This window comes from Agathobaculum sp. NTUH-O15-33 (assembly GCF_033193315.1).
Classification (GTDB): Bacteria; Bacillota; Clostridia; order Oscillospirales; family Butyricicoccaceae; genus Agathobaculum; species Agathobaculum faecihominis_A.
In genome coordinates this window covers 1,780,963-1,802,422 of sequence record NZ_CP136187.1, presented here as the reverse complement: position 1 = coordinate 1,802,422, position 21,460 = coordinate 1,780,963, and the positions used below count along the sequence as shown (strand labels likewise).

Annotated in this window: 22 protein-coding genes; 9 read left to right on the top strand and 13 right to left on the bottom strand. The window is 56.4% G+C overall.

All coding sequences use genetic code 11. The features are described 5' to 3' along the window. Positions 1-137 precede the first annotated feature (137 nt). Positions 138-551: an acyl-CoA thioesterase gene (locus RWV98_RS09135; protein WP_317865395.1), complete on the top strand. Its 414-nt coding sequence runs from the start codon at positions 138-140 to the stop codon at positions 549-551. Positions 552-605: 54 nt separating this feature from the next. Here RWV98_RS09135 and RWV98_RS09130 read toward each other — a convergent pair whose 3' ends face one another. The 6 genes from RWV98_RS09130 to RWV98_RS09105 form a co-directional block, all read right to left on the bottom strand. Continuing rightward, entirely contained in the window at positions 606-2,213 is a 1,608-nt protein-coding gene (locus tag RWV98_RS09130) for a BCCT family transporter (RefSeq protein ID WP_317865393.1), read from the bottom strand. Between the two features lie 221 nt (positions 2,214-2,434). Next, positions 2,435-3,583 carry an NAD(P)/FAD-dependent oxidoreductase gene (locus tag RWV98_RS09125; RefSeq protein WP_317865391.1) on the bottom strand — a complete coding sequence of 383 codons (1,149 nt, stop codon included), beginning with the start codon at positions 3,581-3,583 and terminating at the stop codon, positions 2,435-2,437. Beyond that, positions 3,580-3,864, bottom strand: a complete 285-nt coding sequence (locus tag RWV98_RS09120; RefSeq protein WP_280960411.1) for a (2Fe-2S)-binding protein — start codon at positions 3,862-3,864, stop codon at positions 3,580-3,582. Before RWV98_RS09120 ends, RWV98_RS09125 begins: the two co-directional genes overlap by 4 nt. A gap of 18 nt (positions 3,865-3,882) precedes the next feature. Continuing rightward, a complete protein-coding gene (locus RWV98_RS09115; protein WP_280960410.1) occupies positions 3,883-4,374 on the bottom strand; it encodes a 4Fe-4S ferredoxin in 492 nt (163 codons plus the stop codon). Further along, on the bottom strand, positions 4,371-5,456 hold the full coding sequence (locus RWV98_RS09110; protein WP_317865389.1) for an NAD(P)/FAD-dependent oxidoreductase: 1,086 nt from the start codon (positions 5,454-5,456) through the stop codon (positions 4,371-4,373). The genes RWV98_RS09115 and RWV98_RS09110 overlap by 4 nt, the downstream gene beginning before the upstream one ends. After that, positions 5,453-5,767: a (2Fe-2S)-binding protein gene (locus RWV98_RS09105; RefSeq protein ID WP_280960408.1), complete on the bottom strand. Its 315-nt coding sequence runs from the start codon at positions 5,765-5,767 to the stop codon at positions 5,453-5,455. Before RWV98_RS09105 ends, RWV98_RS09110 begins: the two co-directional genes overlap by 4 nt. Before the next feature lie 925 nt (positions 5,768-6,692). Between RWV98_RS09105 and RWV98_RS09100 the strand changes: the two genes are divergently transcribed. The 3 genes from RWV98_RS09100 (at position 6,693) to RWV98_RS09090 (ending at position 9,688) form a co-directional block, all read left to right on the top strand. Next, positions 6,693-7,460 carry a helix-turn-helix transcriptional regulator gene (locus tag RWV98_RS09100; protein WP_317865386.1) on the top strand — a complete coding sequence of 256 codons (768 nt, stop codon included), beginning with the start codon at positions 6,693-6,695 and terminating at the stop codon, positions 7,458-7,460. 202 nt (positions 7,461-7,662) lie between these two features. Further along, positions 7,663-8,838, top strand: a complete 1,176-nt coding sequence (locus RWV98_RS09095) for an iron-containing alcohol dehydrogenase (protein ID WP_317865384.1) — start codon at positions 7,663-7,665, stop codon at positions 8,836-8,838. Positions 8,839-8,920: 82 nt separating this feature from the next. Beyond that, positions 8,921-9,688 (top strand): aspartate/glutamate racemase family protein, encoded by a 768-nt coding sequence (locus tag RWV98_RS09090; RefSeq protein ID WP_317865382.1) that lies wholly within the window; start codon positions 8,921-8,923, stop codon positions 9,686-9,688. A gap of 86 nt (positions 9,689-9,774) precedes the next feature. On the opposite strand, the gene RWV98_RS09085 is transcribed toward RWV98_RS09090, so the two are convergent. The 7 genes from RWV98_RS09085 to rpsT all read right to left on the bottom strand — a co-directional run bounded on the left by RWV98_RS09085 (position 9,775) and on the right by rpsT (position 16,146). After that, positions 9,775-10,662, bottom strand: a complete 888-nt coding sequence (locus tag RWV98_RS09085) for a MerR family transcriptional regulator (protein ID WP_280960403.1) — start codon at positions 10,660-10,662, stop codon at positions 9,775-9,777. A 525-nt stretch (positions 10,663-11,187) separates the two neighbouring features. Beyond that, positions 11,188-12,006: a MerR family transcriptional regulator gene (locus RWV98_RS09080; RefSeq protein ID WP_317865380.1), complete on the bottom strand. Its 819-nt coding sequence runs from the start codon at positions 12,004-12,006 to the stop codon at positions 11,188-11,190. Between the two features lie 398 nt (positions 12,007-12,404). After that, on the bottom strand, positions 12,405-13,502 hold the full coding sequence (locus tag RWV98_RS09075) for an S-layer homology domain-containing protein (protein ID WP_317865378.1): 1,098 nt from the start codon (positions 13,500-13,502) through the stop codon (positions 12,405-12,407). A 148-nt stretch (positions 13,503-13,650) separates the two neighbouring features. After that, complete coding sequence (locus RWV98_RS09070) at positions 13,651-14,559, bottom strand: CPBP family intramembrane glutamic endopeptidase (protein WP_317865376.1); 909 nt, start codon at positions 14,557-14,559, stop codon at positions 13,651-13,653. Then, positions 14,556-15,209 carry an SdpI family protein gene (locus RWV98_RS09065; protein WP_317865375.1) on the bottom strand — a complete coding sequence of 218 codons (654 nt, stop codon included), beginning with the start codon at positions 15,207-15,209 and terminating at the stop codon, positions 14,556-14,558. Before RWV98_RS09065 ends, RWV98_RS09070 begins: the two co-directional genes overlap by 4 nt. Beyond that, entirely contained in the window at positions 15,206-15,478 is a 273-nt protein-coding gene (locus RWV98_RS09060; RefSeq protein ID WP_280960398.1) for an autorepressor SdpR family transcription factor, read from the bottom strand. The genes RWV98_RS09065 and RWV98_RS09060 overlap by 4 nt, the downstream gene beginning before the upstream one ends. Before the next feature lie 404 nt (positions 15,479-15,882). Beyond that, positions 15,883-16,146, bottom strand: coding sequence for a 30S ribosomal protein S20 (gene rpsT / locus RWV98_RS09055; RefSeq protein ID WP_280960397.1), 264 nt, complete (start codon positions 16,144-16,146; stop codon positions 15,883-15,885). A gap of 139 nt (positions 16,147-16,285) precedes the next feature. Here rpsT and gpr point away from each other — a divergent pair, with 139 nt between their 5' ends. From gpr to RWV98_RS09030, 5 genes are all read left to right on the top strand, one after another. Continuing rightward, the gene (gpr, locus tag RWV98_RS09050; RefSeq protein WP_317865372.1) at positions 16,286-17,173 is read left to right on the top strand and encodes a GPR endopeptidase; all 888 of its coding nucleotides are present in this window, start codon (positions 16,286-16,288) and stop codon (positions 17,171-17,173) included. Between the two features lie 248 nt (positions 17,174-17,421). Next, a complete protein-coding gene (gene spoIIP / locus RWV98_RS09045; protein WP_280960395.1) occupies positions 17,422-18,486 on the top strand; it encodes a stage II sporulation protein P in 1,065 nt (354 codons plus the stop codon). A 58-nt stretch (positions 18,487-18,544) separates the two neighbouring features. Next, a complete protein-coding gene (locus tag RWV98_RS09040) occupies positions 18,545-19,984 on the top strand; it encodes a spore germination protein (RefSeq protein WP_317865370.1) in 1,440 nt (479 codons plus the stop codon). Then, entirely contained in the window at positions 19,981-20,616 is a 636-nt protein-coding gene (locus RWV98_RS09035) for a Ger(x)C family spore germination protein (RefSeq protein ID WP_280960393.1), read from the top strand. The genes RWV98_RS09040 and RWV98_RS09035 overlap by 4 nt, the downstream gene beginning before the upstream one ends. Further along, positions 20,609-21,433, top strand: coding sequence for a hypothetical protein (locus RWV98_RS09030; RefSeq protein ID WP_280960392.1), 825 nt, complete (start codon positions 20,609-20,611; stop codon positions 21,431-21,433). Before RWV98_RS09035 ends, RWV98_RS09030 begins: the two co-directional genes overlap by 8 nt. Positions 21,434-21,460 lie beyond the last annotated feature (27 nt).

Below are 21,460 nucleotides of genomic sequence, written 5' to 3'. Positions count from 1 at the left end.
ACTACGGTCTCGTCGCTTCGCTCCTCAGAATGACAAAATTAGCAGCATTTTTCGCTTTGCAATAGTTTTCTATTCATTTGTGAGAACTTATTTAACAGCCCCGACTATGAACCCGTAAATTAAAGGAGCGCTGCAATTTGTACGAGCATAAGGTCCAATATTACGAATCGGACGGCATGGGCATCACACACCACTCCAACTATATCCGCTGGTTTGAGGAAGCGCGGGTGGCTTTGCTGGAATACCTCGGCTATCCTTATGAGGAAATCGAGCAGCAAGGGATCGGCAGCCCGGTGTTAACGGCAAACGCGTCCTACAAGGCGTCGACCCGTTTCGGGGATGTGGTGCAGGTCGCCGCGCGCGTCACCGGTTACACCGGCGTTAAGCTTTTCCTCGCCTACGAGGTGTATAACAAAGCCACCGGCATCCTATGCTGTACCGGCGAGACCAGCCATTGCTTTACCGATCGAACGGGCAAGCCCGTGGCGCTCCGCCGCGTTTGGCCGGAACTGCACGAGGTGTTTGTAACCGCCGCGCAAGCAGAATCTTAAGAAAAAAGCTGCCCTCCTTTTAGGAAGGGCAGCTTTTTTTGATGTATTTCTCTTTTACGGGGCCGCCGCTTCTTCCTTTGCCGCGGTCTTAGCGGAGACCGGCGCAGCCTTTTTCGCCTGCTTTGCCAGTTGTTCCATTTCCTTGTCGACCGTACCGTTCATCATCCGCCATACGCAAACCACGGCGAGGATGGTGAACAGGAAAATGGGCAAAGCGTAAACAATGCTCATGTTTTGCAGCGAGGTGGTGCCGCTGGTGCCGAGGCAGAACAGGCACAGGATCGTGGCGCCGCCGGACAGCAGGCCCCAGAACACCTTGATCAGCACAGGCGCTTCATCCTCGGTGATATTCTTACAGGTCATCGTGGCCATGGTGCCTGTCATGGCGTCGGCCAGCGTGATGAAGGAGAAGAACAGCGCGAGAATGACGATGGGAATGGTGATTGATTTCAAGGGCAGGTGCCCCAGCAGCGCGTAGTTGGATACCGGGAAGCCCATTTCATTGATCGTGCCGATGATATTGGCATTATTGAAAGCATCCTGATAAATGGCGTTGCCGCCAAAGGATACGAACCAAAGCACCACAAAGGTGCCGGGCACCAAAATATTGACCAGCAGGAACTGGCGAATGGTGCGGCCGCGTGATATCTTTGCGAGGAACAGGCCGATCAGCGGCGCGTAAGCCATGATCCAAGCCATAAAGAATACGGTATTGCCCCGGCTCCAGCCGTTGCCCACATCAAACGCGTCGGCGTTCAAAGCCGTGCCAATAAAGTTGTTGATGGTGGAACCCAGCACGTCCACCGTCATATTCAGCTCAAACACCGTCGGGCCGGCAAGGAATAGAAACGCGATCAGGGCAATATAGATATAGGCGTTGACGTTACTGATAATCGCCATGCCTTTCTTGATCCCTCGTCCGCTGGACACGGTGTAGCTGAGGGTCACCACTAAAATGGTGGCCACAAAGATCAGGTTGCTGGGCTTGATGCCAAATACATAATCCAGTCCGGAAGCGAACTGCTGCACGCCAAAGCCCAGAGAGGTCACCATGCCGCCGATCAGGGCCAGCAGGCACAGCACGTCGATGACTTTGCCGATCGGCCCGTAGATCTTATCCTTTAAAACCGGATAAAGGCCGGAACTCGGCCGCGGCGGCAGGTTATGGTTGTATACCATATAGCCCACTACCAGACCCCAGAAGGTAAAGATGCCGTAGTAGACGTAACCCCAGTGGAACGCGGCGATCTGAATGCCGCGCACCGCGGCGGCGGCGGTTTCCGCCTCCAGCCCGGTGAACGCGGGCGGATTGTGGAAATATGTCAGCGGCTCGCCCACGGCGTAGAATACGACCGCGGTGGCAATACCGCAGCAAATGGTCATTGCGCACCAAGTAAATACATTATGCTCCGGCTTGGCTTCTTTGCCGCCGAGTATCTTCTTGCCAAACGGTGTGACGCAAACGAACAAGCAGAAGAAAATCAGGAACGCGGAGCATAGCAGATAGAACCAGCCAAAGCTCTTGGTGGTCGCATCGTAGAGCAGCAGCATGAGTTCATTGAACTTATCAAGGAATAGAAACCCGAACAGGATCATCGCAATTAAAACGATCGCGCCGGGAATAAAGATACCCTTTTCGATTTTTATTTTTTTCTTACCCATTACATACCTCATTTTGCGGTTTACACGAAGCCCAAGCGCCCCTTGGGAACCTAACTGATACCTAGGGGGCGCTTTGGGCCGTGTAATTTTCTATTGTGATCAACAAGAAACAGTTTTCGCTGTTGGCCCAAATGATAGTTCTCACGCTTGTGAGCCGGTGTATGGTATACCGCACCGCTCATGATAAGGTGTAGGTAATATGCTTGCAGAAAAAGCTTTGGTTACAGGAGCGCGGGGTCGATGATAAGGTTTCCCTTGGCAAAGCGGTCGATCGAATGGGTTTCCATGGGCAGAGTGGTCTCAACTCCCACCGCGCATTCAGCCGCTAGGATACCGATCGCCGGAGCGAACATGGTGCCCTTCGTGCAGCCCAAGGCACAGATGAACCCTTCCACTTCGGGAACCGCGCCGACGACCACGCCGTGGTCCGGGCAGTTGCCGTACTGGCCCGCCCAGTGGCGGACGATGCGCACATTCGCCAGCGCGGGTACCTGCGCGATGATACGCTTGGAGAGCTCTTCAAGGAACTTCCATTCCGGCTGGAAATCGATAATGCCCGCTTCGACGTCGGGGTCCGACCAGCCCATCAGGAAGCCGCCGTGCTTGACCTGCGTAATGTACGTGCCGTATTTGTAAAGCGAATAGATCATGGGCGCGCGGATATATTCCAGCGGCTCCGTCACCACGATCTGGTGTTTTTCGGGTTCCACCGGGATGGATACGCCCGCCATGCGGCCGATAAACTTGCCCCATTCACCGGCGGCGTTGACGACGCAATCCGTGGCAATTTCGCCCTTGTCGGTCACAACGCCCTTGATCTTTCCGCTTTCAATCCGAAAACCGGTTACGGATGTGTAGTTGTTGAACTCGACCCCACGGTCTTCCGCGCCCTTTTTATAGGCCAGCGCCAGCTTCATGGGGTTAATCACGCCTTCACCGGTGCAGTAAGAGCCTGCCAGAACCTCGCCCACCTCCAGATACGGGGCGGTTTCTTTACACTGCTTTTGATCCAGCACATAGGAATCGATACCCATGGCGCGCTGCATCGCCACATTGTATTTCAGGCTTTCGACCTGTTCGGGGGTGTAAGCCGGCAAAAGATAGCCGTGCTTGTCGATCTCCAGATCGCCAAAGCCGGTCTCTTCACCGAGAACATCGAATTCAGCGGTGGAGAGCAGCGCCAGCCGCAGGTTGGATTCCGTGGCAAACTGCTGCCGGAACTGCGCCGCGCAGCGGCCCGAGCCACCGAAGGGCGTATACTGCTGCTCTACAACTACTACGTTTTTTACACCCAGCTTTGCTAGATGGTAGGCGACCGATGTGCCGGCGTTACCGCCGCCGATCACCACTACGTCAGCGGTCTTTCTCACGTCTCGTCACCTCCGATGCTCTCATAGATCTGGCCCAGCGTGATGGGCTTGATCGGAATACGGCTGACGGGTACATCCACCTCGTCCACCGTCTTATGTAAATAGTTGGCGATCTCCTTCGCGATCATTTCCTTGCAGGTGCGTCCTTGGCAGGGGCCCATTGTACAGCGGGATTTCTTTTTGATCTCCTGCATCGACGTCATGCCCTCGTCCAGCATTTTATGCAGGTCGGCCAGCGTCAGGTTTTCGCAGCGGCACAAGATGATTTTGCTTTCATCCATTACGGTTCCTGCCTCCTTTCATTCGCAGCGGATATTGCGCGCGTCATAAATGAGCTCCGCCGCAACCCGCATGGTGATCACGTTGGTGTGGTCCAGCTTGGGAGAATGAAGGACACGGACGATCTCCGCCTGTCCGACCACGGCGCCGTCGCGGCCAAGGGCCTGCACGATAGCGCCCTTTTCCGGTACCGGCAGCATTTCATAGGGGAATGTGATATCAATCAGTCCGTTTCCCACGGTTTCGTTGATCACGAAGCAGGCCAGACCGGGGCAGCGGCTGACGCAGCTGCCGCAGCCCGTGCAGTCGTCATATTCGCAGATGGGGCATTCGTTCAGCGAACCCATCTTGACGGCGTGGCAGGGGCAACTCGTGCTGCAGGGATTGCACGGAATTTCTTCATAGCACTCCATCACCGCGTAGGGGCCTTTCGCCCTCCGCTCGGCGGAAGGAAGAAGCTTTTCAAACATTTCACGGCTTGCAATGCCGGTGCTCTCCAATGTTCCAGTCAATTTTGTTCCCTCCCCATCAGTTCCAGTCCATCACGAATCTTCTTGCCGGTTTTGCCGGAACGGAGAATGCTGAGCTGCTCGATCCACTCGTCGCGCTTGGCGAGCATCTCCGGATGGTTCATCCCCGTGGCGATCGCGGCGGACAGGCCTGCGATGCTGCCCTCGATCATGGCGGCGGTGGCCTCCTCGATGCAGGATACGTCGCCCGCCACATAAACGCCGGGCGCGGTCGTTTCGAGCGTGTCGTCCCGTTCCGGCACGAAGCCGCCCAGCTGCGGGATATAATGCATTTGCGCGCCGGTCTGCGATACCAGCTCGCTCAGTGGAGCCAGACCGACGGACAGACAGATGGTGTCCACCTCGATCTCGCGTTCGGTGCCCGGAACGATCTGGAACTTATCGTCCATATCCGCCAGCACGGCGCCGGTGACATGGTTGCTGCCAAGCGCGGATTTGACCGTGGTTTTTGTATAGATCGGCACGCCCATACGGCGAACCTTGGAAGCGTGCACCTTATAGCCGCCGATCCGGGGCGCGGCCTCGACGATCGCTACAACGTTCACACCGGCCTGCAGCAGCTGATAGGTCACGATCAGGCCGATATTGCCCGCGCCAATCATCAAAACCTTTTGTCCGGGCTGTATCCCGTAAACGTTCATCAGCGTCTGTACCGCGCCCGCGCCGTATACGCCGGGCAGGTCGTTGTTTTCAAATAACAGCATTTTCTCCGCGGCGCCGGTGCTGACCACGATCTTTTCCGCCGTCATGCGGCCGTAGTGGTCGCCTTCTTCATAGGAGATGACACGGTCGGAATAGATACCTAGAACATCGGTATTCACCTTGACCTCGATCCGCGGATTTTCCGTGATCTGCTTGCGAAGCTGCTGCACGATCTCGATGCCGCGCGTGCCGGCCTTTTCCCGTTCCGATCCAAAAAAGCGGTGGGTCTGCTTGATCAACTGACCGCCCAATTCACCCCAGCGATCCATAATCGTCACACGGACGCCGGCATCGGCGGCGGCAAGCGCTGCGCTCATCCCGGCGGGGCCGCCCCCGATCACTACAACGTCTGAAAATTTCATGTCATGCTACCTCCCATCAACGAGCCGTTGCCCTGTTGCAGTTTTACGACCATTCCACTTTTAAGAGGTTCGACGCAGACGCGGACATTAGGAACACCGTCGACTTCCATCAAACAGGACGAGCAGTTACCGATGGCACAGAAAAAACCTCTGGGACGTCCGTGGTGCTCGCGCAGTTCACGGACTCCATTCGCATGGAGCGCCGCCGCAATCGGCTCACCTTCCGTACCAACCAGAGTGCGACCTTCAAAAGTGAATTCGACCTCCTGTCCGTGCTGGAATTCCAATACAGGATGTTCTGTGATTCTCATGTTTGTCCCTCCTAGGCGCTGTGTTATCTCAAGCCGGCCGGCTGAGTATAACCCGCAATATTATGTTGTCTATCATTCGGACGCTGCTCATCTGAAAAAAATCTTGTTCCATGTTTTTTAACATAGGCTCGCTCTATGTCATGCCGTACCCGCTCCCTTCCCGATCGTTTTTATATGCAAAGCCGGTCGTATGGCGGAAAGTTTGCCATGGCCTCTGGATCGGCTTTTTGCACGAAATACTGCGGTTGTTCTTGAAATCTAGTTTAGCATGTTACACAATGGAACAGTCAATTCCAAATTGTTTCTGCACCGCTATGGCAAAAACAGATGATTTCATTCTCATTTCATTGTGCAAACTAAACATATTTCGTGCTGCAAAGCCACTTTTTCTGTCAGGAGTTCTTTTCCGCTACTGTTCCGCGATGGAACGGTTCGCGATTTTTGGCGGCAACGAAAACGATCGGTCGGCAAGAGCGCCGGTTGCTGTTTGTTCCGCGGCGACCTATGTGCGGCAGCCGCCGCTTTTGTGATACGTTATCAATAAAAAAATCCGTGGTAATCAGCAGTTACCACGGATTTTTTATCGATCCGATGACTGTGCGGGTTTTTCCCTGCGGCGTTTAAAAACTATGGATCTCGCCAATCCGCAGAACGCGTAAAAGGGCCGGCGCGCCGCGGCGCCGCGTCTGTAAAGTATTCCATTGCGGAACGGTGCTCACAGGGGCAAAAAAACGATAACACGGGCTTTTCTCCGGAAAGTCTGTACACTATGCATAAAATCATCTCCTCAAACTCATACGTTTTTGCCCCATCAATGCATAAATAATTTGTGGTTGACTGTTCCATTGCGTCACACATTACAATACAACTGAAGAAAGAAAATGAACACGAACCCCCGAACGCATGCTGATAAGGAGGCCGGAGCATGAACAATACACTGGATTGTCACCTCTATCATGAGTGCTATGGAGAGCATGCGCACGGTTATCCGCAAATCCTGATCCCGCTGGAGCAGCCGTTACATATATGGATCGGGTCGGAAGAATACGAGGTAACGCCCAAGGAGCTATGCTTTATCCCGCCGGGATTGCTGCACCGCTGTGATTTTTCCGGACTGTTGCAAGTGATCAATATACCAAAGGATGAGCCGGAGCTGAAAAACCACGTATTGCTATCCTATCCGCTCATCGTTGCCATCCGGGATCAGATCACGCAATTAGTCGAGCTGATACAAACGGAGCTCAAGCAAAACCCAGAGAGCCGGTCGGTACACCATCTTTACAGCTATCTATATAGCAAGCTGATGGGCAACTGCGCCTCTCCTTCCATCCGCTATATCAGCGAATTCTATCATTTGCCTATCACGATCAGCCAGCTTGCCAAGATCGAAAGCTATAACGCGACCTATTACAGCGATTGGTTCAAGCAGCAAACAGGCTTCTCCCCCAGCATTTACTTGCGCTATATCCGTATCAACCGGGCGAAAGAGCTGCTGGAAGGCATGAATTACAGCGTGATGGACATCGCCATCATGGTTGGATACAGCAGCAACGCGACCTTCACCCGCGCGTTCCACAACATTACAGGCATGACGCCAAAGGCCTATCGGGAGCGCGCCTGCGCCAAACGGCAAAACAGACCGGACGCGCCGGCCGAGTTTGAATCGCAAGGACTAAGGCGAACCACAGGCTAACAGGAGCACCATCATAAATACGGTTTTATCAGGAACCCACACCCTGAGCAAACCATTTTTATGCGAAAAGATGTAGGAAAGGAGGCAAACCGCGAATTTTCCAAGCAGGCGGCTTCGGCAGCCGAAAGGGAAAATTGGAACAGTTGTTGCAAGCGCTAAAGCGCAGGGTCACATCGTTAAAGGATTACAGGAGGAACGTATTATGGACAACTTTACTTTTTACAGCCCTACCTATTTTGTTTTCGGCAGAGATTCGGAAGAGCAGACCGGCGCGTGCGTCAAACGTTACGGCGGCAGCAAGGTCCTGATCCATTACGGCGGCGGCTCGGTGGTTCGTTCCGGTTTGCTGGACCGCGTGAAGAAATCGCTTGACGCGGAAGGGATCTCCTACATCGAGCTGGGCGGCGCGAAGCCGAACCCGCTCAGCGGTCTGGTCTACGAAGGCATCGAGCTGGCGCGCAAGGAAAAGATCGACTTTGTGCTCGCGGTAGGCGGCGGCAGCGCGATCGACTCGGCCAAGGCCATTGCGTTCGGCTCGCTCTACGACGGCGATTTCTGGGACTTCTACTGCGGCAAGCAGGGCCAAGTCACCAAGTCTCTGCCGATCGGCGTTGTGCTCACACTGGCCGCGACCGGCAGCGAAGGCTCGACCGACTCGGTTATCACCAACGAGGACGGCATGCACAAGAGATGCGCGGACGGCGACGTGCTGCGCCCGATGTTCGCCATCATGAACCCCGAGCTGACCACTACCCTGCCCCCGTATCAGACGGCGAGCGGCATTTCCGACATTATGTCGCACAGCATGGAACGCTATTTCTCGCACACCAGAGATGTCGAGCTGACCGACCGTCTGCTCGAAGCGGTCATGCTGACCATCGTCAAGGAAGCCAAGCGCGTCATGGCCGATCCTTCTAATTATGAAGCGCGCGCCAACATCATGTGGGCTGCTATGATCGCGCACAACAACATCACGGGCGTGGGCCGCGAACAGGATTGGGGCACCCACCATATGGAGAACGAGCTGTCCACCACCTACGGCTGCTCACACGGCGCGGGCCTTGCGATTCTGACGCCGTACTGGATGAACTATGCGATGAAGCACGAGGGCGTAGACCGTTTCGTGCAGTTCGCCACCCGCGTGTTCGGCTGCCAGATGAACTTTGAGGACCCCGAGACCACCGCGCTCGAAGGCATCGCGGCGTTCCAGAACTTTGTAAAGTCCATCGGCATGCCCACGACGATCGGCGAGATCGGCGGCAAGCCGGAGGACGCGCCCAAGCTCGCGGCGGGCATGTTCCACGAAGCGCCCAACCACGGCCACTTCGTCAAGCTGACCCCGGAGATCGCGGAAGAGATTTACCGCTCGGCTATGTAAAAAAACGCACTGGAGCCGCGGCGGGGGAAAAGGCCCCTCCGCCCGCCCCCGCCGCGCCCAGTTATAAAGGAGAAACGGTATCATGAAGCATTATGGCTATATTGGCAAGGGCGATGATGATTTCGACGTCGTCAAGCCGCTCGCACAGCAGATGTCCGGCTATCCGATCGGCATTATGCTGCTCAACGTGGGCTATCCCATCGTTCCCGGCAACGTTGCAAACGCCTGCACCTATGATTTCCCGGTGCGCTATGCAAGGGTACGGACCGTGGACTCTCCGCGCCTGCACACCAAGGATCCCACCATCATCGACGATCTGACCGCGGTGGGCAAGGAACTGCAAGAGGACGGCGTGCGCGCCATCATCTGCGCCTGCGGTTATTTTGGCCGCTGGCAGAAGCAGTTGACCGAGCGCTTGGACGTTCCGGTATACGCCTCCAGCCTGACCCAAATTCCGATGATCCGAATCGGTCTGAAAAAGAGCCAAAAGATCGGCATTCTGTGCGCGGTCACCCGCACGTTTGACGATGAGTTGCTGTCTTGCTGCGGCGTGGACGATCCTTCCATGCTGGTCGTAAAATCGATGGAGGAGGCCGCGGAATTCTCCGCGATCCCCAGAGACCGCGACACCATGAACAACGCCAAGGTCCGCGCGGAAATGGTGCATGCCGCCAAGGAAATGGTAGCGGAAAACCCGGATATCGGCGCGATCCTGCTGGAATGCAGCGATATGCCGCCCTATGCGGCCGCCGTGCAGGCCGCCGTCAACCTGCCGGTTTACGATTTCACCACCATGATCCGCTGGGTTGAATCCGCGGTTTGCAGAAAGCCCTTCTACGGATATATCTAAAACGGCGGGCCGGAAGACCGGCTGCCCACAGCGTCCTTTCCCGCCTACACCCCCAAGCGCTGCTTTACGGATGCGCTTGGGGTTTTTTAATGCGGGATAACCTTGACCGGTATTTGCTGTTTCAGAATGATCTGGGTATCGTTATAGTCGAAAATAGATGATTCCGCAACGACTTGTCCAATGTAAGAGCCGGAGATTTGGTATTCGTTCTCTCGAATATAGTTCAGCAGCATCCGAATGCCACGTACCTCTTCCGAGTTATCCATGGCATTGTATTTTTGATACATGCACACATAAATGCCGGAGTCGACAGAGGTCTGCGGCAGGTGGTAGCGGTAACCGTTATCCATCTGTATGAAGGTACCGCTGCAATGCAGGCGGCCGCGCTCCAGATCCTCCTTGGAAACGATGCCCCCCACCTGCTGGAACAGCGTGAGCGGTACGCCCTCTTGAATGAAAACCTTTTTCACCTTATCCAGCGCGTCCTTCCACGGAGAATGCTCCGGATATTTGTTGACAAGATCGTAGCTGTCGATATCGCGATAAATAAAGGCCGTTCGGCGCGGCATATACTCGGTGAAGATCGAATTAAAGACCGGCGGGTTTTGGATCAGCTTGCAGCCTTCCAGCTGCTTGGACAGGGATTCCCGGCACATCTGGCATTCCGCGATCTTTTCGTCCAGCTGGTCGAGCTGCTCTCCCAAAATTGCTTCAAACAGGGATAGATTTTGCGTGTCCAGCATTTGCTTGATCTGTTTTAGGGAAAGCCCGGCATTTTTCATTTGCAGAATCATTTCCAAACGCGGGAATTGCTTGGACAGATAATAGCGGTAGCCGGTTTTTTCATCTACATAATAAGGGATCAGCAGTCCCATATCATGATACAGACGCAGCGTTCTTTTGGATACACTGTAAATTTTTGATAAATCTCCAATAATAATGGCATCTTCATTTTGAGCTGAACAATTTTCCATACAGAATCATTCCCTCCGCCATGGCGATCGCGGCACGATTATGCGGCCGTCTTTTTCGTTTTACGTCGTTGATGACTTTATAATATTTTATCATGAGGATTTACCATAATCAATCCGATTTTGATGATTTTGCACAAAAATATAGCTCCAAACATTGACATTACGTAACATGTAATACATCATAATCACAGCACACTCCCCTTTTTTTAAGAAAAAACCACCGTATTTCTGTGCGTTTTCTACAAAAAACCACAGAGCATTGCTGGTATTGACTGTTACGCAGCGGAACGGTGTATAATAAAAATATATGGCTTTTTATGTCGAACCAACACTTCATGCCGCTCTACAGACCATATAAATATTGGAAATATAGTTTTATATGTCCAATTCTTCGACATCGGTACGAACGCGACCGCAAATTTTTACAAAACTGCCGCGCAAAACGAACCCCCGGACAGGCCAGTGAAAAACACTGCTCCGTCCGGGGGCTCGCTTTGCAGCAAGCGCGGCGCGCATGACGCTAAATTATTCGCTTTTCTTTTTGACCGGGTAGCACACTTCGGTGACCAGCTCGTCCGGGTTCTGCGTATCGTGCGGGCTGACGTGATCGATCGTGAAATTCGGCCCTGCGAACGCATAGCCGTTATCGCGCACCCATTCCGCCACCGAGGCGTTTACCTCGCTCAGCTTAGCGTAACTGCCCTGATATGTGGCGGAAGCCATAAGGATGGGCGGCACGGTCTTAAATTTGACGTGCTCCGTATCCTGATGCTTGCCTTCTACCGCAAGCTGGATCTCCACATCGACATCGTGATCGCGATACTCCAAATCATGGTAGATGCCAAGCCCGTAACACGGCTGCGCCTGCCGTACGTTCGCCATCCCCAACTCCTTCATCATTGTATGCCACAGGCGGCCCTCCTCCGCGTAAACGGGCAGCACGCCGCGTACGCTTGCCACATACCGTTCGGGCAAGGTCTTTACACTAACCTCGTATTTCATTCTGCTCTCGTCCTTTCCAAGGCGCTGAAGGGCGATTTCCAGACGGTTCAGCTGCTCCCAAAGCTCCTGACGCTCGCGGATCAGTTCGGCGCGCCGCAGGCGCAGCGCATGTTCGAGCGCTTCATCGCCGCCAAAGATCACCTCGCCGATCGCCGTCACGCCAAAGCCCATGTCCCGCAGGTCCGCGATCCGCGCGGCCAGCGCCAACTGGTCCTCCCGGTAATACCGGTAGCCGGTCGTTTCGTCGACATGATCGGGCCGCAACAGCCCCAGTTCATTATAATAGCGCAGCATGCGCACGCTGATGCGCGACAGGCCGGAAAACTCGCCGATTTTCAGCATAGGTTTGGTTCCCTCCCACAGATATCTGTTTTGTTCTTCTTGAGCTCAAATACAGTATAGGACCTGCCACCATGTCAGAGTCAAGCGGTTTGTCAAAATCTTTTTCACAAAAAAAAACAGACGGCCCGAGGCCGTCTGTTCAGACTATAGACAAAGGTCTCTCGCCGCAGCGCGCATAGAAAGGAAAATGGAGCGAAGCGACGTAAAATCCGTTTTTTTCGGGGGCGTGTACCTCGAAAAAACACCTCGACCCGCGCCACCGGGCGCGTAATCCGGGGGTATCGAGACCGGTTTCTCCGGAACTGGTCGAGTATCTAGGGGGCACCGGGTGCCCCCTAGACAGCGTGTCGACTTTGTCGACACGCTAAACAGACGGCCCGAGCCGTCTGTTTTTTGTTTTATCCTTCGGTGTAATAGATCGCCGTGACCTCGCCATCCACGATCGAGGGGTAGCAGTATCGATACTTGCCGCCCGTGCCTGTCGGCGCGTCGATCTTGTGATAATGGGTCACATCAATCGCCACACAGTTGGAAGCGGTGGGATAGCTGACCGTCGCCCCGGCTTCGCCCGCGGGATCGTTCAGTGTGAGCGTACCGTTCGCATAAGTTGCCGTTCGGTCGATCGGCTGGTTTTCCTCCAGCGTAATATAAGTCGTTCCGCCGGACTGCCGCAGCTTGGAGTAGCGCATCAGCTCGCCGTAGTAAACGGTGGGATCGTAGTTTTCGATCTCCACATCGGCATAGACCTGCGCGCCGATGCAAACATTGACCACGTCGCCGCGTTTTTCATAAAAGGTCCCGCTGTCCTGCTCTGTCAAATGGGTCGCCCGGTATAGCATGACCGCCATTTCCGCGCGCGTGACAAGCGCCTTGGGACTGATCTTGCCGCCCGAACCGCTGATCACATGCGCCGAAACCAGCGAACCGACGGATTCCCGCGCATAGCCGGAAACCTGCGCCGTATCCGAAAAGCCGGACATCGATCCCGCGGGCAGGCTGATCTGCGTGCGGTCGATCGTCCGCTTCAAAAATACCATAGCGTCCTGTCGCGTCATATTTTGCTGCGGGTTAAACTTGTTCCCTTCCGCGCCGTTGGCAACGCCAAAGGCCTTGGCAGCCGTGATGGCTTCGCTGTAATACGCATTCGCCGGTACGTCCGCAAAGGCGCCCTTGGATGCGATCAGGCCGTTATCCAGCGCGGTGCTCATCCCGTATGCCCGATCGAGCATCACGATAAAATCCGCTCTGGTGATGGGGGATTCCGGGTTAAACAAATGGTCGCCGCTGCCCTTGATCACACCGGCCAGCGATAGCGCGTCTACCTCGCGGTGAGCCCACGCGTAGCCGTCGGATACGTCATAAAAATAAACAGAGTGATCGGGCAAATACGCATAGGTTTGCGAAACGTTTTCCGTCGCGAGCGCTGCGGTGAGACCGCTGACCGCGACGGCAGTGACCAGCAAACCACCGGCCAGAAGCTTCCGCGTTCTTGTCATAATCTTCTCCTTGCAGTATGTTTCCAACACAGGTAGGGTTTGGTTCACCACCTGTGCAAACTTACTGCAAAATTATAACACACTCTTCCCCACTTTGCAAGTTATAAGTTGACTAAAAATGTCGAGCACCACTTTGGAAACTAAATTTTTAAGGGTTTGGCTGTTCGGTGGGGACTGGTTTCGCCATTTTCCGGTTTTCTACGACCATCCACGCGACGGCCGTCGCCAGAAGCGGCAGTCCGGCCAGCAGACCGGCAGCGCTCGGCCCAAGCAGGCGGCTGCCGGTAGCGGCCGACGGCAAGAACATCATCGGCGCGGCGGCCAGCGCGTTTAACCCGGCGTGCGCGAGCGACGCGGGCCAGATGCTGCCGCTTTTCACGGTCAGATAGTGCAGCAGCGTACCCATCGCAATACAGAACACGCACATGGCAAGCACGCCCAGCCATGGGAAGCCGGGATAATCCAGCCCATAATTATGGCCTCGCATTGTGACCGGCGCATGCCACAGGCCCCATATCACACCGCCCACCAGACAGGCCGCGGCTGGAGAGAGCTTTTCACGCAGCGCGGGATACAGCAGACCGCGCCAGCCGATCTCCTCCCCCGCGCCCGCGATCACATTGATCAGCGGGCCTAACAGCACCGCCACGGCAATTTGTAGGATAACGGATGCGCGGATCGTACCATCCGCGTATAAGGCCGCCGCGCTGCCGCCCATCTCCCGTACAAAGCCCATGGATGGATCGAGCTGATTACGAAAAACCAGAAAATACAGCAGGGCGCCAGCCAGCACCGCCAGTGAGGGGCCGAACCAAGCCAGCAGGTAGCTTTTCGCGTTGCCGCGAAACTTCGGCCGCAGCGGAAGGGAAAACGGTTCGCGTTTGCGCAGGATCAGCCACGTGATCAATACGCCGATCGTGGGACACAGCATGCCGAGCCCTATCATCAGCTGCGTCGCCATCGGCATACCGGTAACGACCGGGCCGCTGGTCGCCAGCCCCCACAGCGCCCATGTCAGCGGAAAGGTGACGGCCAGATAAATGCAGATTCGTTTCACGGCTGACTCTCCCCTTCTCGGCGGAACCAAATGTAGCTCATCACATTGGGAATGAGCACCGCGACGATCAACGCGGTGAAGAATACGGCAAAACGCGGCCGGTCGGGTAAAAAGCAGGTTGTCAGACCGATCAAGCCCGCCAAAAACATCAGCCGCCCGCCCAGACGGTGGGTCTTGACCCAAACGCTCTCACTGGCTAAGGTCCACGGGTTTTTCAAGCCGCTGAAATAGTTTTGGCGGAATTTCGGCAGCATATTGCCCAAGATGAGCAGCAGCAGGCTGACCAGTCCGGTCACCACATTGCCGACGCGCACCGTACCGGGGCGCATGGTTTCGACAATCACGATGCCGCTCATCACGATCATAAACAGCATCATAACCACCTGAAACAGGTCGTAAGACGGTAGAAACTTATGATAATTTTTCTTCCGTGGATCGATACGCGGCAGCACGGGAAACAGCACCGCGAACGGGACCGTAAGCCCCGCGATCATCCAAAGCGTGGTCTTTGAACCGTATGTGACCGTACCGTCCAAACTCCAATGCGTGGGCACTTGATCGGGCAAGCGTCCATAGACCGCGGCCACCATGATCAATGGAACGACCGCGAGCACCCATGCTAAGATTTGCATTTTGCTGAACTTTTTCATGATTCATCGTCTCCCTTTAACGCAGAAAGCCAGCCCAGAATTTCATCCACGACCGACATGTTGAGTTCGTAGTAAATGTACTTTCCTTTCTTTTCATCAAGCACCAGTCCGGCGTCCCGCAGAATGGACAGATGGTGCGAGATCGTCGCGCCCGATACGTCGAACCGCTGCGCGATATCGCCCGCCGCCATCGGCCCCGCGCGCAGCAGATGCAGGATCTGCCGGCGGATCGGATCAGACAACGCTTTGAAGCTTTGTTGAAAGCTCACCTAATTCCCCTCCTTCTCACTGGGTGCGACTGCCACGCACCAGCCCTTATGTCCGCAATGCGGGCACCGCAATATGTATTCGTTGTTATAGTGCTGTACCCAAAGGGCGCGGCGCCACGGAATGTGAAACGTTTTGCCGCACGCCTTGCATGTAAAGCTGCAGCGCGATAAACGCAATCCTACCAGCGCAATCACAAACGCAGCGGCGGCGGCAACGCCAACCGTAAAGGGCCAGAGCTTTATTGGTCTCACCTCGTTTAGATGTTTATCTAAACGTATAATAATCTTTCTTGGTGAGAATGTCAATATCATTTTGATAATTGTCTAAATATTCTTGCGAACAAAAAAACACCGGCCCTCGATTGAGGTCCGGTGTCTCTTCCTTTGCAGCTATAAGAGAGGCCTTACGCCATGCCGTTCAGCTTGGTGGTCAGCGAGCTCTTCTTGTTCGCAGCGTTATTCTTATGCAGGAGGTGCTTGGCAGCCGCCTGATCAACCGCCTTGACAGCGGTCTTATACTGAGCAGTCGCTTCCACCTTGTCGCCGGCGGCGACAGCGCCGTCGAACTTCTTCAGCACAGTCTTGAGCGCGCTCTTCGCCATCTGGTTGTTCAGGTTCTTGGCGCCGTTGACCTTGACGCGCTTCTTCGCAGATTTGATGTTGGGCATTCCGAAAACACCTCCTTCGTTATCAATTCGTCAGTAGTTCTATTTTAGCATTTGATTCTGTAAAATGCAAGGTTTTTTTTCATTTCTTTCGCATAAGATTTATTCCCTGCCGCACAATAGCTGAAAAGGAGTGGTTACCATGGCTTTTCGCACCGATTTGGCGGTTGAAGCGATTGAAAACAGTGATAAAGCCGCCGAGCTGCGGCAGGTGGAACAGACTGAACGCACACTGGAGGGCTTTTCCGTGCGCGAGGTGGATATCCTCGGCGAGGAGGCGGCGCGCGAGCTGGGCAAACCGCGCGGCCGCTATCTAACGCTGGAATTGACGGCGCTGATGCGCCGCGAGGAGGACGCTTTCCCGCGCGCCTGCCGCGCGCTCAGCACGCTTTTATCCGAACTTTTGCCGGAAACGGCAAAATCCGCCCCTATTCTGGTGACCGGTCTGGGCAACCGGATGATCACGCCGGACGCGATCGGCCCGCAGGCCGCGGATCATGTGATCGCCACGCGGCATTTGGTCGAGCATGAACCGGATATTTTTTCTTCTTGGCGGGCGGTATCCGCTTTAGCGCCCGGCGTTTTAGGTCAGACCGGCATCGAGACCGGCGAAGTCGTGCAAGGCGTGATGGACCGCATAGCCCCGGGCGCCGTCATTGCGGTGGACGCACTCGCGGCGGGCCGCCTATCGCGCCTGATGCGTACGGTGCAGATCGCGGACACCGGCATCACACCGGGCGCGGGCGTCGGCAATGCACGCGCCGCCTTTAATAAGGAAACGCTCGGCGTACCGGTCATCGCGGTAGGCGTGCCCACTGTGGTGGACGGCGCGACGCTTGCGCACGAGATCGGCGCGCAGATGAACGGCGCGAGCTGCGAAGCGCTGGACGACCTGTCCAGTCCGGTCATGATCACCACGCGCGACATCGACCGCGAGGTCGCCGATATTGCCCGTATGATCGGCTATTCAATCAATATGGCGCTGCACCCCCACCTGAGTGTGACCGATATCGACCTCTATCTTTCCTAAAAAGCCATCGGCTTTTTAGGAAAGATAGTAGTTAGGAGTTAGGAAGTAGGAGTTGTAGGAAATCGGCCAACGGCCGATATTTTAAATTACCGCGCTACACGCGGAACGATCATTACTAATTACTAATTCAAATTCAAAAAGCTCCTAATTCCTAACTTCTAATTCCTTACTATTCCATTCGTCCCTTTTCTGTCATACTCGCGCGGCAAAGGGCGTATGATAGAGACAAAGACAAGGAGGCGGTGGACATGGTTCGGCACAGAAAAAAATACCGCCGGCGGCGCACAGTGGCGCTGCCGGCGTCGGTCACGCTGTGTCTGGCCGCCTCGCTGCTGCTCTTCTCCCGCGCGGGCGGCGAAAGCACGGTGCGCGCGATCCTGACCGATCTGGCAAAAAACAGCGGTTTTGTCGCGCACGCCGTGTCGTTTGAGCTCGGCCTATCCGCTACGTCGGATGAGGTATTCGCCCCCCGCGCGCCCTCCGCCGCGCGGGATGAGCAGGCGGACACCCCGCTGTCCGAAAGCGTTTATATCCCACAGGCCGAGCCAAACGACGCGCCCGTTCTTTCTGCCGCCGATAAAGCGGCGACCATTACCATCAATAACGAAACCTCTTATTCCGTGGACGCCGCCGCCTGCCTTGCCGATCCCTACCCGATCCGCGCGGAAGCAAACGGCGAACCGCAGGTGCTGATCGTACATACGCACGGCAGCGAAAGCTACGCGCCGGACGCCGCCTTCCCCTACACGCCCACCGAGTTTGAACGCACGACGGATATCCGCTACAACGTGGTGCGCGTGGGCGACGAATTAGCCGGCGTGCTCGAAAAGAACGGCATTAAAACGCTGCATTGCCGCGAAATGTTCGACACGCCGGCCTATTCCGGCTCTTACGACCGCGCGCTCGAAGAGATCAACGCCGAGATCGAAGCGCATCCCTCGATCAAGGTCGTGATCGACGTACACCGCGATTCTATCCTGACGGACGATAACCGCGCCTACAAAACCTCCTGCACGATTGACGGCAAAGAAATGGCGCAGCTGATGTTCGTCGTCGGCACGAACGACGGCGGACTGACGCATGACAACTGGCGGGATAACCTGCGCTATGTCTCGGGCCTGCAATACGAGTTGAACCAGCAGCACCCCGGATTGATGCGACCGGTCAACCTGCGCACGCAGCGCTTCAACCAACACGCCCGCGCGGGTTCCATGCTGGTTGAGGTCGGCTCATCCGGCAACACGCTCACAGAGGCGCTCGCTTCGATCCGTTTGTTCGGCGAGGTTCTGGCAGATGACCTAAACGGTGCATAAAACCCCTCATTTGCGCCATGCTATCCGGGAGCAAGTCTCTGAAATGAGGGGTGCAGCCATGGATAAAATTACATTCTCCACCGATTTGGAGCAAAACATCCGCCTGATGCAGGATATTTTTCAGGGGGACAACACGCTTGTCACCCGGCGCGCGCAAAGCCCCAAGGGGCTTTCCTGCGCCGTGTTCTTTTTCGACGGCATGGTAAACGCCATTGCCATCAACCAAAGCATCATCCGGCCCATCGTCTGCTCCGACCGCAAGCGCGTTTCGTCGGAGGAGTTGGCGCAGACCATTTTGCAGGTGAACGACAGCCGCGTGGAGATCGATTCCGACAAGCTGTTCGCTTCCTTTCTATATGGCGACACGGTGGTTTTCACCGAGGGGGAAAGCCGCCCGGTCGTCGTCAACACCAAGGGCTTCACCATGCGCTCGACGCAGGAGCCCACGAACGAGCGCGTGCTTTCCGGCCCACGCGAGGGCTTTACCGAGTGCTTTATGCCCAATCTGTCGTTGATCCGCCGCCGCCTGAACGACAGGCGGCTCAAATTCACCTTTTTGCGTATCGGCACACGCACCAATACAGTGGTATGCCTCGCTTACCTCGCCGGGGTGTGCGAGGACAAGCTGGTGCAAAACCTGAAAAAGCGCTTAGAATCGCTTGACCCGGACAGCGTGCTGGATTCCAACTATCTGGCCGAACGCATCCGCGACCACCGCTGGTCGCCCTTCCCCACCCTCGGCACCACCGAGCGGCCCGATGTTGTTGCCGCCCGTTTGGTAGAAGGACGCTGCGCGATCGTGGTGGACGGCAGCCCGGTCGTACTGACCGCACCCTATCTGCTACAAGAGTGCTTCCAATCGAACGACGATTACTATATCAGCTTTTTGCAGGCTAACCTGTCGCGCCTATTGCGGCTTATCGGTTTTCTGTTTTCCGTATGCGTGCCCGCCATTTATACGGCGCTCATGCTGTACCACCGCGAGCTGATCCCCGCCCGGCTGCTGTTTGCGGTATCGGCGGCGCAGCGCGGCGTGCCCCTGCCAGCCGGTTGGGAAACGTTTTTGCTTTTGCTTGTTTTAGAGGCGCTCAAGGAAGCGGGCGCGCGAACGCCCGGCCCCATGGGACAGACGATGAGCATCGTCGGCGGCCTTGTTTTGGGACAGGCGGCGGTATCCGCCCGCTTTGCCGCAGCGCCCACCGTCATCGTCGTTGCGATCGCGGGCGTAACGGGGCTGATGGTGCCCAAGCTGCAAACCGCCGCGCTATACCTTCGCTTCGGCTTGCTGGCCGCCGGGGCGGCTTATGGGCTGTACGGCGTCGGCATCGCGCTCGCGATCATACTGGCCATGCTGTGCGGCATGCGCTCCTGTTCGGTACCCTATCTGCTCAATCTGGTGCCGCGCGTTTCCATCGAGCACGAGGACGCGTATGTGCGCGCACCCTGGTTTTTCATGCGGCACGACCGCTTCCCCGTAAAAAAGGAGGACAGGCATTGAAAAAACGATCACTGATGGCGCTGTTCGCCGCGCTCACTGTGCTTTGCGGCTGCGCGCGCGAGGTCTCGCCGGTATCGAGCCTTGCGCTCGACCGGCTGGAGGACGGCTACCGACTGACTGCCGAAGTCGTGCGGCAGGACAGCTTGGACGACGCGGCCGCGCCCGCCTATCTCTCCGCCACCGGGCGCGACATGCCCGAATTGCTGCAAAACATTGAACGCGTACTGGGCAACGAGCTGTATTTGAACCACGCGCAGGTGCTGCTGATCGACGAAGCGGTCGCCAACGAAGGCATTCTAACGCTGGCGGACTATTTATGCCAGCTCAGCGACGTACGGCTTTCGCTGCGCGCCGCCGTGGTACGGGACGGTGAAGCCGCCGCTCTGATGCAGCAGGACAGCGAGGTATTCGCGCTTGCCGATCTGCTGGACCTTGCCGCCGAGCAGGGCACGCTGCCCGATATGCCGCTTTACCGCGTGACCGAGGTGCTGCATGCGAACGGCACGGCCATTCTGCCCGCGCTGCATGTCGATGAATTCGACCAGATCTCGCCCGCGGGCGTCGCGGTATTCGCTAACGAAAAGCTTTCCTGCTATTTAGATGGAGAAATGGAGGACGGGTTCCATGCGTGAGCGGCTTTTTCCCCGCTGGGGCGCGGCGTTATTCGCGCTGCTGCCACTGGCGGAGCTCCTTTACTGCGGGGTATCGACGCAAACGGCTTATGCGGCCGCGATTGCCAGCTTGATCACCGCGCTGATCGTCGCGGGCGCGGCAAAGCTCGCGCCGTTCACGCGGCAGTACCGCGTTCCCCAATGGGCGCTGGCCGTTTTCGCGCTGTGGCCGCTTTGCCGCTCGCTCTCGCGCATGGCGGTGTTTCTGCAAAAGACGTTGTTTGTCGGGCGGTCGCTGTGGGGATTGATTTTTGCGCTTACGGTAAGCGCGCTGCTGATCGCCCGTGTCGGGCAGATCCGTACCGCCATGTGGGCGCTGCCCATCGCGGCGGTAGCCATGACGGTGTGCGCGCTTTCGGGCGTGCTGACAGTGGCCGATCTGCGCGTCACCTATCTGGAAGCGCCGCAATGGGGCCTATGGGGACAGACCGGCGAGATTTTGAACGCCTTGCTTCCCGCCGCCCTCGTGCTGGCGCTCACGCTGCCGGAGGGGCTTTCCGGCGCGGCGGCGCGCGGCATGTCCGCGGGCGGCGCGCTGCTGGCGCTGCTCTGCCTGCGCACGGCGCTGCTTCTGGGCGCGCACACGGCGGCCCTGCTGCCCTACCCCAATTTTACAGCGGCCGGACTTGCCGCCGTGGGCGACTTTGCGCGCCATGGTGAAGTTTTTTTCGCGGTGCCGCTTATCCTTTGCGATCTTGGGCGCTCCGCCGCCCTTTCCTGCGCGGTACTCGCGCCCATGCGCCGGCTCACCGCCGCGCGAAGCAAACAGCACGCATAACAAAAAGGGACGGCTTTGCAGCCGTCC